5 protein-coding genes are annotated in these 14,006 nt (G+C 63.6%); 2 read left to right on the forward strand and 3 right to left on the reverse strand.

The features are described from left to right. Positions 1-131 precede the first annotated feature (131 nt). On the reverse strand, positions 132-551 hold the full coding sequence (locus AK81_RS03195) for a VOC family protein (RefSeq protein WP_043196718.1): 420 nt from the start codon (positions 549-551) through the stop codon (positions 132-134). Positions 552-626: 75 nt separating this feature from the next. Continuing rightward, on the reverse strand, positions 627-1,553 hold the full coding sequence (locus AK81_RS03200; protein WP_016500352.1) for an alpha/beta fold hydrolase: 927 nt from the start codon (positions 1,551-1,553) through the stop codon (positions 627-629). A 179-nt stretch (positions 1,554-1,732) separates the two neighbouring features. On the opposite strand from AK81_RS03200, the gene AK81_RS03205 reads away from it, so the two are divergent. Beyond that, positions 1,733-6,622: an NEL-type E3 ubiquitin ligase domain-containing protein gene (locus AK81_RS03205; RefSeq protein WP_343226774.1), complete on the forward strand. Its 4,890-nt coding sequence runs from the start codon at positions 1,733-1,735 to the stop codon at positions 6,620-6,622. Between the two features lie 159 nt (positions 6,623-6,781). After that, positions 6,782-11,260, forward strand: coding sequence for an NEL-type E3 ubiquitin ligase domain-containing protein (locus tag AK81_RS03210; RefSeq protein ID WP_043196719.1), 4,479 nt, complete (start codon positions 6,782-6,784; stop codon positions 11,258-11,260). Positions 11,261-11,435: 175 nt separating this feature from the next. Here AK81_RS03210 and AK81_RS03215 read toward each other — a convergent pair whose 3' ends face one another. Next, positions 11,436-13,952: a UvrD-helicase domain-containing protein gene (locus AK81_RS03215; RefSeq protein ID WP_043196721.1), complete on the reverse strand. Its 2,517-nt coding sequence runs from the start codon at positions 13,950-13,952 to the stop codon at positions 11,436-11,438. Between the last annotated feature and the right edge of the window lie 54 nt (positions 13,953-14,006).

The following is a 14,006-nucleotide window of genomic DNA, read 5'->3' on the forward strand; positions in this document are numbered from 1 at the left end:
TTGCTTTGGTTGCGCGAAGCACGACGAGGCGGGCCGCCTCGGATCGCAGCAAGGTAAATGAAGCATAATCGGGTTTGGCGGGATATCCACTGGCACCACACTACGCCGAGGTGCACGAATGTGCAGGTCGCTCATACCCCCTGCGCGATCGGCCCCTTCAACTCGACCTGGTTGCCATCCGGGTCGTAGCAGTACAGCGAAAGCCCCTCGCCTTCGGCGCCATAACGCTTTTCTGCCGGTTCCACTTTTACCCCGGCGGCTTCCAGGTAGGCGGTCAATGCGGCCTCGTCGAACGGCTCGATACGCAGGCAGAAATGGTGCAGGTTGCGCCCTTGCGCCCCAGGTGCCGCTCCGCCTGGCAGCCCGAGCGGGCCATCCAGGGTCACCAGGTCGATCATTGCCGTGCCCGTGGCCAGGTGCACCATGCCCAGGTCTTCGCGCACGCGGCTGACCTGGCAGCCGAGCAGTTCGGTGTAGAACGCAACACTGCGCGGCAGGTCGCTGACCCGCAGAACAAGATGGTCGATTTGCTTGATAGCGAATGGTCGCATGCCGGGCTCCTTGTGCCGTGGGTGCGAATACCTCCGCCACCATAGCCCAGCTTCGCCCGGTGTGAACAGCACCAGCTACTCGTTTACCAAGCGTTGCAGCACACCCCCTTCATGGTGCGCCAGGATACGCAGCAGTTGGTCGACCAGCGCCCGGTCCGGGGCATCCAGGTGGAAGTGGTGCCCGCCCGGGTGCCAGGACACCTTGGCATGGCTGGGCAAGGCTGCCTGACGCCGGGTAAAGGCCTCGCCGGTGAATGCCCCCTGGCGGCCGAACAGCAGGTACAACGGGCAGCGGATCTGGTTGAGCAGGTCGCATGCGTCGCGCTCGGTCAGCGGCATGGGTTCGGGCAGCACCAGCCGCGGGTCATGGCGCCAGCAATAGCCATCGCCCAGTTGCAGCAGGTCGCGCAACGCCAGCAGCCGTGCGGCACCTTCCGACAGTTCGGTGTCAAGGCGCTCGCGGCGTTGCGCCAAGGCGGTGTCCAGGTCGTCGAAGCGGCCGACGTCCGGCTCGGCAAAGCCCGGCAGCTGGCTGCGCTGGACCATGCGTTTGAGCCGGTAGGCTCGCGCCAGGTGCTGCACGCGGTCATCCTCTGCCACCGTGAACGGTGCCCCCATGCCGTCGAGGAAGGTCATGCTGGCAATGCCACTGGTCATGGCCGCCAGCAGCGACGCCACACCGGTGCCCATGCCATGGGCCAGCACATGGAATTGCGCCAGGCCCAGGCTGTCGGTCACCGCCAGCATGTCTTCGGCATGCTCCCACAGGTAGTAGCCACTGTCGCGGCGGCGATGGTCCGAACGGCCATGGCCGACCAGGTCGGGGGCCACCACGAAGCAACCGTCCAGCATCGGTGCCAGGCGTTCGAACGAGGCAGCGTTATCCAGCCAGCCATGCAAGGCCAGAACGGGGATACCGTCTTCGGCGCCCCAGGTGCGCACCGCTATTTCAATACCATCGAGGTCGAGCAGGTGATCTTTCGGACTGCACAGCGAACGCATTGCAATTCTCCTTGGCTGCCTGCGTCTTGGCCTGCCTCACCCTCTCGCACATCCCCCCTCGCCGCTAGCCCCTCACCGACCCACGCATGCGCAGGACCGACCGTAGCCGACAACTATCTACCGCACCACCGCACCTCGACGAGCGTGGACTATCACGCCCTGCGCAAGAGATCGCCACCATGACAAACCCCACACCGTTACACCAAAGCCAGATAACCCGCACACTGCCAAAATGGAGCAAGGCGCTTCATCCCGCGCATGTGCAGAAAGTGCTGCAAAGCCTGCGCAAGGATTATCTGGCAGAAGATGGCAGCCCGTACGCGTGGTATGCCGCTGCTGAGGCGTCAGCGCGTGAACAGTTACGCAGCGCCATCGAAACGCGAGACAAGTCTCTGGCCCAACTCAACAAGGCGCTTGTGGGTTTCAAGGACATCATCGCGTTCTGCACCCCCCTGCTGACCGAGCGCTTGAACCTGAGTGTGCCCGTAGACAGGGCGCAATATGTCTTCCAGCCCTTTGAACCAGCTACCAACATCTGGACCGGCGTTCCCGATGTAGAAACACCCTTGGTCCCTGACCTTGAGATGAATGTGCTCGCTACCCGCCCCGTGGGCGAGCCGCAAACACGCAGCTTGCTGGAGGCTGCCCTGCACAATTTCGAGGGCCTTGGCGAAGTTGGTGCCTACAGCAGGCTCACCAGCGCCGCTGGCAGCGATACGCCCCTGCCTGGCCTGACGATGCCGGAGTTCGTCAAGCATTGCCGGGCGCTGGACCTTGGCAAACGCTACCAAGACCATCTGCTTGCAACCCATGAGGGCGTCAATGGCGCCGGAATCCGGCGCCTGTCGATAGCGGCAAGCCGCGAGGCCCTGAGGGTCCAGGCACTGATTGCAAGGCTCAAAGGCCTGCTGGGCAGCCACGGGTTCGATGCGCTCATGCAACTGTGCGACGGCAAGCCCGACCCTACCTATGAAAAACAGCCATTGCACTGCTGGAACTTCAGCCTGTTCGATGTCCCGATCCACGAAATCCTGTTTATCGGGCCAGACAATCCTGACCGGAAAAACCCCTGCATGCTGTATATACCCGGTGACAGCGAACACCCGGTAAGGGAGTTTGGCTCACGCCAGGAAGCGGGCAGGCACCTGCGTAGCCGGCTACTGCAAAGCCGTTTTCGCCAGGCCTTTGTGCAATTCGCGTACAAGCAAAAACAAAAAGAACTGGTCGAAAAGCTGGAAAATGCACTGTTCGAACACGATGAAACAGGTGCGCGCAAACCCCGAAACAGGCCCGTACTGCACTTCATTCCCTCACCAACCAGAACCGACCCTTGGCCGACCTTGTACAGCGCGCACCTTGCGCGCATGAAGGCCGACGCAAAAACCATTGCTGTGCCTACCGCCGAGGTCGACGCCAAAGCCCGCAACGAGCGCCTCAAGCAATGGTTCGAGTTGGGGATGAATGTACTGAACGTCGCCGCGTTTTTCGTGCCCGGGTTGAACACGGTCATGCTCGGCGTTTTCGCCTACGATCTGATGAGCGCTGTTTTCACCGGCTTTGAGGCCTGGGAAGAAGGTGATACCCGGCAAGCACTGGCGCAACTGGAGTCGCTGGCCATCAATGCAGCGGTGATTACCGGCTTTGCTGCCGGCGCCAGAATCGTCCAGGCGTCAGGCTTCGTCGATGCGCTGACGAGCGTGTGGCACCAGGATACGGAAGTGCTTTGGCACCCCGACATGAAGGCCTATGCGAACACCGCGGCCATCCCTGAGGGGACTCACCCCGATTTGCTCGGCCATGTGCACGTCGATGACAAGACCTACCTGAAGGTGGATGGGACGCTGTACGAAGTGTTTCAGGACGCTGAGCAACAATGGCGCGTGCGCCATCCCGATGATGCCCAGGCCTACGCCCCACACTTGCTGCACCAAGGTAACGCCCGCTGGCGACTGGCCCACGAACAGCCACTGGAATGGGACCGCGAAACACTCATGCGCCGCCTCGGCGGCTATGGCGCAGGCCTGGATGCTACAGAACTGGACAACGCCCTGCGCAGTACCGGTACGGATGAAGATGTGTTGCGCCGCTCCCAGGCAGCAGGCCTGCGCCCACCTGCCTTGTTGATCGACACCTTGCAACGCCTGCAACTGGACAACCAGGCACAGCAGATCATCACCCACGTGCGCGATGGGCTGCCGCTGGCTGCGTACAAGAACTTTGCCTTACCGGAGCTGCTGCGCCTGCCGGGGTGGCCTGAGGCGTATGTGCTCAAGGCTTACCAAGGGCCAGAACCCTTGGGCGAATCCGTGCGCTACGGCCCTCCTCCCACGGCAGGTGAGGTAGAAATCGGAGTGACCCGTACCGACCTGGACAATGGCCAGTTGAGCCAGACCGTGTTGGCTCAAATGGATGAAGACGCCACGCTACAGTTGCTCGGTGACACGCCGCCCGAGCACCGGGCTCGCACACTGAGCAACAAGCTCGCACAACACTTGGAGCAACATCGCGGGGCGCTGTTCAGCAGCTTGCAACAAAGTCGCCGCCCCATCCTGCCCGCAACCGCTCTCCACCTCGCCCGGCAGTTTCCCGGGCTGCCGGACAGCGCGCTTGAAGCATTGCTGGCCAGCATCAGCAACGCCGAACGGGAACGCCTCACACACCCACGGGTGCCGCTTCGTATTGCCGAAGAAGCACGCTTTCTGCAAGCCCGGGCGCGACTTGACCGCGCCATCCTCGGCATCTTCAGGCCCAGCCTGGCTAACGACGACAGCCAGCGCCTGCTACAGGCCCTGCAGGCCGAGCACCCACAGGCTGATTCGGCCCGGTTGCTGCAAATTGCCCTTGGCGATCGCCAGCACTGCGCTTCACTGCTCGGCCAGCAGCCCATCAGGCCGAGGTTCCGTTCCCCCTTGCGATTGGCCAACGGCCAGCGGGGGTACCCCCTGAGTGGTCGAGGTCTGCAAGGGCGTACCTTGCCAGCCGTGCGCCGACTCAGGGTGCTCTACCCCGAGCTCAGCAGCCAGCAACTCAGTGCATTGCAAACTGAACTTGCCCATGGGGGCGACCTGGGCAGCGCCATAAGCCAGCTGGAAATCGAGCAGCGCACCCTCAACCGTGACCTCAACCGCTGGGTAAGCACCTCGCCCACCCTTGAAGAACGCTTCGATCGCCAGCAATGCACCGAGCGACTGCTGAGTGCTTCCCGCCGTGAAGGTGGCGCGCAACGCGCAGCACTTGTGCTGGAGCGCATGCAACTGGAGGCGCTGCCAACGTTCACTGCACGCATGCCGCATATCCGGCAACTGACGCTTGATGGGTTGCAAATGCGACGCCTTGAGAGCGGCTTTTTGTCGAACTTCCCCAACCTGGAAGTCCTGGAAATCATCGGTAACCCAGAGATGGACGCCGAAAGATTGTTCCAGGCGCTCAAGTCTGCGCCACGGCTGCGCGAACTGGGGCTGGCAGGCAATGGCTTGACCACCCTTTCACCCACCGCGCAGCAGGCTATCGGGTCGATGTCCAATCTGAGGGTACTGGGCCTCAGCCGTAACCGGCTGCGGCTCGATGACGCCAGTTTGCGTTTCCTGACGCGCTTACCCCTGGATGCACTCGGCCTGGGCCACAATCAAATCACACTCGATGAAACCCTCGCTGCCCATTTTCGGGACATGGTCCACCCCAAGGTGCTGCACATGCCCGCCAACCCATTACAGCTGGCGCCCGACCTGCGCTTCATGGCGCGCCTCAGCCACCTGGACCTTGAGCGTTGCGAACTGCAGCAGTGGCCCGACAGCTTGACCATCCTCATGAGCCAGCCCCAGTACCAGCTGCGCTATGTAAACCTCTCCTCCAACCGCATTCGTACGCTGCCAGACCTGCCGGGTGTGCTGCGTACTCCCTTCGCCCGCGATGTCGCGGCGCGCTTGCCAGAGCGCCGCTGGCTATTCAACTACAACACCCTGGAAGCCCGGACACGCTCACGCCTGGGTAATAGTGGCGTCAACGTGTTCGAACACGCAGAGGACGTGCCGCCGTGGCAAGGTATTTTCCGTGGCGAGGCGAGCAGCGCCGAAGAGCAGCTGTGGGGCGATCTGTTTGACCAAGGTGAAAATGCGGCGCTGCTAGGGGTGCTGGAACGCCTTGCCCGGTCGGCTGAAGCGCGACGCGATGGCGCAGCGCTGAGGGAGCGCGTCTGGGGCTTGCTGGAGAACGCGGCCCAGGACACCCTGCTGCGTGAACGCCTCGCCACGGTGGCCGGCGACTTCCCCCCAACCTGTGGCGATGCAGGTGCCGACGCTTTCAGTGCCCTGGAGATAGAAGTGCTGGCCCACCAAGCTGCAGGCCTTGCCGGTAACCGAGCAACCGATATGTTGAACCTGTATCGCAAGTTGTATCGACGTGATCTGGTCAATCAACTGGCCGACCGCATCAGCTGGAAAAGGTCATTGCGCAAACAGGCGCTGCTCGATGATGTGTTCGATGAAGACCTCCCCTCATACGATGCGCTCGACGACCCCGCTGCCTTTCCCGACCTTTACCTGGAAACGGGGCTGGTGGACGATATCGAGCTGCGCCTGGCCTTGCGCCAGTCCCTGGCCACCGCGCTGGACTACCCCGAGCCGAGCCGAGGCATGCTGTATCGAAACACCGCCCGGCTCAACCAGGCCATCATCGACAGGGTGAAAGCTGCGGTGCTTGTTCAAGACGCAGATGCCACCGCTCGGGAACAATGGCTGAGCCAGCAACCAGGCTGGGTTGAGTACCTCAAGCGAGAGCATGCAGCACAGTTCAGCCTGATTACCGACTTTTGGCGGCCAGGCCTGGACTACCTGTACTTCTGCCTGGATGAAACCGCCGACCCGGTGCCATCCCTGGACAGTTCTGTGCTCCGCGCCGTGGCCAGCGTCATGCCTGAAAGCCCAATGGATGCTCAAGGCAAGCTGCGTCGCGTCGCGATCAACGAGCAACAGTATCGCCAGGGCGTGGACGTGCTGACTGCCGAGCAGCAACAGGTCGAAACCGGCCTGCTGCACAGCCTTACCCGCCAGGCACAAACAATCGGCGACTAAGCCGTTGTTTCTGGCAGGCAGGTCTTCGTGGAAGGCTTGCCATCTACCTGCCTGGACACATGCCGACAACTGCATGATCGCCCCAGGCAGGCAACTATCTACCGCACGAGGTGCCAACGCATCCGGCTCCATGGAAGCTCCCGACCACGGAGCGCCGACATGAGCCAAACCCCTTACCACCACGCGCAAATGGCGCGGACCCTGCCCTACTGGAGCAAGGCGTTGCATATCGAGCACGCCAGCCGGGTCCTGACGCGCTTGCGCAAGGACTACCGGGACACCGAGGGCAATAACTACGCCTGGTATGAACAGGCAGACGAACCCACCCGCCAGGCCCTGCAGCGTGCCATCACCCAGCGTGATGCCAGCAGCAGAGCCTTGCATGCGGCGCTCGGCAACTTGCAGGGCGTGACCGAGTTCTGCGCCCCGCTGCTGCAGCAACAGCTCAATATCGACACCCCGGTCACTCAGGCGCAGTACGTTTATCAAGCGACCGCCGTCAAGCAATCAGTCGGGCTGCCTGTTGGCCCAGCAGTGCCACATGAAGTTGGCGAAATCGTGCCCAAGGGCGACCCGCAGTACCGCAGCCTGCTCGAAGCGGCCCTGCACAATTTCGAAGGCCCTGCCGACACCACCCGCTTCAGCCGGCTACAGCGCAGCCGCCAGCACATCACGCCAATCGAGGGGGTGACGCGGGTGGGCTTCATCGACCAGTGCCGGGCGCTGAACCTTGGCAAGCGCTACCAACAGCACCTTGATCAGATTTACAACGGCGATAACAAAAGCGAACTGCTATCGCTGGCCATCGACGCACGGCGAGACGAGTTCCGCGTGCAAACCCGTATCGCCGCCTGCAAAGGCCACCTCGGCCCGGCCGGCGCGTTCGCGCTGCATGGCCTCTGTGCCGAAAACGCCGCCCCCACCTACGAAGGCCGCCCGCTGCGATGCTGGCAGTTGCAGCTGTTTGGCATCCCGATCCACGAACTGCTGTTCATCGCACCCGCGCAAAACCGCAAGCATGACCCGGTATTTCTCTACAACCCGGCGGATGGCGACGCGCTCAGGGAGTTTGCCTCGCTTGGCGACGCACGCAAGTACCTGCGCCAGCAACTGCTGCAGGACGACTACCGCAAGCGCTTCATCGCCCTGGCCCTGCAATCACAACAGGCAGCGTTGAGCGAGCGGCTCAAGCGCGCCCTTTACAGCAACGCCAACAAGGACGATGGGACGCAGCTGAAACCTCGCAACTCGATACACCTGGAGTCCATCGACAAAACCCTGCCAAATGTTCCCTGGGCACCCCTGGAATCCAGCCATCTGGCACGCCTGCGGGCCGATGCGCGCCGGGTTGCGGTCCCCACCGAAGATGTTGACGCCAGGGTACGCTTGCAGAACATCGAATACTGGCTGGACCTGGGCATGACCGTGCTGAATGTGGCAGCGATGGTCGTGCCATGCCTGAACCCGATCATGCTGACCATCGGCGCCGCGCAAATCATGGGCAGCGTGTTCGAGGGCATCTCGGCCTGGGAGGAAGGCGACAATGAAGCGGCTGCGGCCCAGCTTGAGTCCGTGTTGCTGAACATTGTCACGGTGGCTGCCGTAGGTGGCGGTGCCGTGGCGCTGAAGGCCTCCGGCTTCGTCGATGCCATGCAGAGCGTCGTCAAGGATGGCAAGGACTACCTGTGGAACGCCACGCTGAAGGACCATGCTAGCCCGGTATCGATTGCCGAAGACCTTGAGCCCGATGCACAGGGCCGTTACACGGTGGACGGGCGCCACTACATACGCATCGATGGCACTGTGTACGCGCTGATTCACGAGCGCGGCCAATGGCAGATCCCCCACCCACAGGACTCACAGGCCTATCGGCCGATCGTGCGGGACAATGGCGCAGGGGCGTGGCGCGCGGCACATGAAGTGCCACTGGAGTGGGATGACCTGCAATTGATGCGGCGCCTGGGCCCGCTCAGCGAAGGCCTGAATGATGCCGAATTGCAGGCGGCACTGCAGTGCTCAGGGGTGCAAGGCGCTGAACTTCGCCACACCCAGGTTGCCGCACAGCATCCCCCCGCCTTGCTGGCCGATGCACTAGACCGGCTGCAAGCACGAAACCAAGGCAGCCTGCCCGAAGAAGCCCAGCCCCTGGCCAGGCAGTTTCCAGGCCTGCCGCACCGTGCCATCGCGCAGATCATGGCCAGGACCTGCGCCAGTGAACGCCTGCACCTGGCCCAAGGCAGGGTGCCCTTGCGCATCGCCGAAGAAGCCCGGGCCCTGCAGGCGCACGCCCGTCTGGGCAGGGCCTTGCTGGGGCTCTATCGTCCTGATCTGGCCACTGCCGACAGTGAAGTGCTGGATGCCGCGCTCCAGGCCGAGCACCCTGGCCTGGATGCACGCCATCGTTATGAAATGGCAGTCGCCGACCGGCCGCATGCAGCCAGGCTGATCGGGCAGCAGCCGATCAGGCCAGGCTACCGTTCGCCGATGCGCCTGGCCGATGGGCGCCTTGGTTACCCACTCAGTGGAAGGCTGCCCTGGGCCAATACGGCAGATCGGCGATTGCGCGCGCTCTTCCCCGGCCTGAGCACAAACGAACGCAATGCCTTGCGCGGCCAGCTGCGCCAGCGCGGTGATTTCGCGGCACAACTCCGGGCGCTGGAAATAGAACGCAACACCCTCGACGACACACTGCGTGACTGGGCGAGTCAGGGCAGTGAGCACCAGCGCAACACACGTAACGTGGCGCGTGACCTGTTCAATGCTGCCTGGCGCCGCGACCACCCTGACAGCCTCGCGCTGGAAGGCCTGGACATCGACACACTGCCGTCATTGCCGGCGCGCTTCGATCACATCACCACCCTGAACATACGCGCCATCGGTATCCGCCAGATGCCCGCAGACTTTTTCCAGAGCTTTCCCTCCCTGCATACCCTGCGCCTGGCCCAATGCCCGGAACTCGCCTTCGAAGGGCTGTTCCAGGCACTGGGCTCCACCCCGCAACTGGAAATACTGGAACTGGGCAACAACCAGCTCGGCAACCTGACCGACAATATGCGCCAGCGCCTGGCCGGGCTGACGCGCCTGCGTCGGCTAAGCCTGCGCCGGAACAATCTGCAGCTTGTCGAAGCCGACCTGCAGACCCTTGCACCGTTACCCCTTGAATACCTTGATCTGGAGTACAACCACATTGCGCTGAGTGACGCGTTGGCAGCGCAATTCACCGGTCTGCAACACCTGCGCGACCTGCGCCTGACCAACAACCCGCTGGGGCGGGCACCCGACCTGACCGGCCTGACCCGCCTGGCGAACCTGCAAATGAGCAACTGCAGCCTGCGTGAATGGCCGCGCGGCCTCACCTCATTGATGACGCAGGCCGACCTGCAATTGCGCCACCTCAGCTTGAGCTACAACCCGATCGACCAGGTGCCGGACCTCGACCAGGTGCTGGCCAGCCCCTTTGCCGACGCCCTGCGTACGACAAGCCGCTACGGCTTCTGGGACTTCAACGAAAACACCTTGGGTACCGACAGCAATCGCCGGCTGCGTACGGCGGGCGTCGAGGTACATAGCGACGATGAGCTGTCGGATGTCAGCGTGGACTTCTGGCTCGTGGATGCCAGCCCGGAACAGGCGCAGCTCTGGGACGGGCTGTTCGAAGGTGATGCAAACCGGCATTTGCGCGATGTCGTTGAACGCGTGGCGCGCTCGCGGCAGGCCGAGCGCGACCAGCGCGGTCTGACCCGCCAGGTCTGGCGGCTGCTTGAACAGGCCGGGCGGGATGAGGATTTGCGCACCCATCTGGACACTGTCGCACAAGACTACCCGCCCACCTGTGGCGATGCCGGTACCGATGCGTTCAGTGCCCTCGAGCTCGAAGCACAAGTGTTCAGGCAACTGGCCGAGGAGGCCGAGCGCCCCGCCTACCTGTTCAACTTCTTCAGAACCCTCTATCGCCGCGACATGGTCAACGCGCTGGCCGAACGGATCCAGCTCGCGCGCATGGCGCGTCAGGCGCGCTTGCTGGAGCTGGAGCGGCTGCCCGCCCAGGCACAGCCCGCAAGGCTTGATGTGCCTGCGCTGGACCGCCTCGATGATCTGAGTGACAACGCCCTGCTCACTGGCGGTGTGGACCTGATCGAAATACGCCTGGCCTTGCGACAAGCGCTGGCAGAGCCGCTGGAGTTTCCGGAAACCAGCCAGGGTATGCTGTATCGCCACGAAGCGATGATTTCGGCACGTGTGGCCAGCAATGTCGAACGCGCCGTCCTGCGGCTCGACGACACGGCTGCAGAACGCAGGGCCTGGGTTGCGCGACAGCCCAGCTGGCAACGCTACCTTGCCCAGCGCTTCGCCAGCCGCTTCGCAGCGCTGGACGAGCGTTGGTACCAGGGCATGCAGTACCTGGATTATTGCCTGGATGCTGAAAGCGAAGCGGTCACTTCATTGAATCGCACGGTGCTGCAAACCCTTACCGAGGTACTGCCCGCACCACCGCTGGATGCAAGCGGCCAATTGCACAGAATGGACCTGGGCAGCCAGGCTTACGACCAGGCCAGCCGGCGCCTGAACGCCGGGCGTGACCAGCAGCGCGAAGCGTTGTTCGAAACGCTCACGCGCGCGCAAGACCCCAACAACTGAGGCGCTCACTGGAACCGGTTCACCTTGGTGCCACTCAGTCAAACCATGTGGGGCCGCTTTGCGGCCCTTCGCGGGCACGCCCGCTCCCACAGGGTTGATGCATACACAGAACCTGTGGGAGCGGGCGTGCCCGCGAAGGGCTGCAAAGCAGCCCCAGAGTTGCTTTGACTTTGGCCTACTGCCCACGCAGGTCTTCGAAGAAGGCCTGCCTGCCATCCACCTGGCTCGACGCCCTTGGGGCGGCGGCGGCATCACCATTGGCGGCCTCGACATGCCAGTAGCAGTGCTGCACTGCGCGGGTTACCGCCACGTAGGCCAGGCGCTGCACTTCTTCCTTCTGCGCCGTATCGAACGCTTGGGCATCACCGGCCTTGCCCAGGCCGGCCTGGCGATACACCTGGTTCTTGTAGGGCGAGCTGGTCAGGTACTGGCAGTCGCCCAGCATGAACACCGCATCGGCCTGCAAGCCCTTGGCACTGTGGTAGGTCAGCTGACGCAGTCGGCGCTGCTCGGCCGGCAATGCCGCCTCGGCGTGCAGCACGCTTTGCAGGTGTTCGTTCATCAAGGCCCTGTCGCTGCCCTTGCGGTACAGCATCATGACCGTCTCGCCCCGTTGGTAGTGCTCGATCAGCGTTTCGCCCAGGGCGGCCTCGTCACGGTCGAACACCTTGACCGCAGAGCCCGGCAATTCGGCTGCCGGGCCACTGGCGCGGGCTTTCTTGCCGGCAATCGCCGGGGTGCCCTTGACCAGGTGCTCGGCCGCGTCGATCACCTGCTGCTGGCAGCGGTAGTTGTCTACCAGCATCACCCGCGTGTTGGCCGGCGACGGGAACGCTTTGGTGAATTCCATGAAGTACTTGGGCGAACTGCCACGCCAGCCATAGATCGACTGCCAGTCGTCACCCACGCACAGTAGCGACGAATGCTGGGCATGGCGCCCGGTGTGCATGGCCGGGCCACGCCGGCGAATTTCAGCAAGGCTGGCGCGCAGCCAGCTGACGATCTGCGGCGACACGTCCTGGAACTCGTCGATCATCAGGTGCGCCAGCGGCCGCAACAACGGGTCGGGCAGCAGTTGCAGGTTTTCCGGGTTGTTCTCGCTGAACAGGGCGAACATGCGGTTGTAGCTCATCACTGGCGGCGACTGGTCCAGCAGGTGCGCCTCCAGGGCTTTCCAGTACACGGCCAGGGCCTCGAAGAACAAGGCATCGCTGTCGCCGGACGGGAAGCTCATCGCCGCCACCGCGTTGTTCACGTCCAGGCCAAGGTTCTCGATGAAGTTGGCCGCGCCGACAAAGGCGTCCAGCAAAGGCGCCGGGGCCAGTTCGCCCTTGACCTTGTACTCGAACCCCGGGCCGGCCACGGCATCGCCAGCCAACGAGGCCGCCAGGCGCCGGGCCATGGCGTAGTTGTCGAGCCAGATCAGCGGCCGATCACAGAAGGCCTGCAACAGGGTGCGTTTTACCGCCCACTCGGCGCGCACCGCCAACTTGGCGCCGGGGCGCTGGTACTGCGCGCTTTCCGCCGGGTCGAAGCCCAGCACCACCAACGGCCCCTGGCCAGCCAGGCGGCCATGCACATGGAAGCGGCTGCCTCGGATGTCGACGGTTTCGCGGCAAGGCTCGATGCCCTTGATCGGCCAGGCGCCGGCGGCGAACCACAGGTCCTCGATCACGTCGCACAGTTCTTCGTCGCGCTGGGCCGCCAACTGGGTCACCTGGGCACGCTTCTGTACGTCGGGGTTGCTCGGGTCCAGTGGTTTGAGTTGCAAGGCTTCGCTGCGCAACAGGCCGACCAGCTCGGCAAAACGCGGGCTCTCGCCCAGCACGCTGCTGTAGCACTGGTTCAGTTGCTGGCGCTGGGCATCGTTCAGGCGCAGGTCGAAGGGGTTGCTGTCGGCCTCGGCCTCACGCCCGGCAGGCATCTCGTTGCCCAGCGTCTCGAAGGCGCGCACCTGGCTGAAGCCCGGCAGGCTGCGTACCAGCGGCAGGATGCGCGAATGAAAAGTACGCACCAGCTCGCGGGCCTGCACCGGCTGCAGGTTGATCTGCCACAGGGCAAACACCTGCAGCAGGCGCTTTATGAAGTCCTTGCGGGACTCGCGGGTGAACGTGACCACGGTCATCGCGTCCAGCTCGTAACCCAGGTAATGGCGCAGCAGCAGGATACGCAACACCAGCGACGTAGACTTGCCTGCCCCGGCGCCGGCCACCACACAGGTGGACGGGGTGTCACTGAAGATCAGCTTCCATTGCGCGGCGCTGGGCTGGGCCTCGGCCGGCAGGCGCTGGGCGACATCGGCCTTGAAGCGCTTTTTCAGCTCGGCCGTCAACGGCAGGCGCCAGTCGTCGAACAGGTTGTCGTCCTGGCCGGGCACGGCAGCGGTGTCAGGGCGGGTATCACGGATCACCAGCACCTGGCGCCCGGCTTCATAACCCTCCACCCGCCCTTGGTCGAACCCTTCACGCACGCCATCGGCGTGGCCACTGCGCTGGCCGGTGGCGTGGCCGAGAAACCAGGAGTCGCGGTGCTGGGCTTGCAGGCCGGTCAGGCCACGCCCCAGCAGGCGGGCTACCAGGCGGCGGAACCAGGGCAATTGGGCAGGAGGGGTTAGGTCGGCGGGGGCCTGGGGTTGCTCGTGGGCCACGGTCACTCCGTTGAAAAACAAAAACAGCCGGCATGTTCGCCGCATCGACGGAAAATCGCCAGCGAATGCTTGCAGATCAGTGGATTAGGCGATGAAGCG

Source organism: Pseudomonas putida W15Oct28 (genome assembly GCF_000708715.2).
GTDB classification, from domain to species: Bacteria; Pseudomonadota; Gammaproteobacteria; order Pseudomonadales; family Pseudomonadaceae; genus Aquipseudomonas; species Aquipseudomonas putida_R.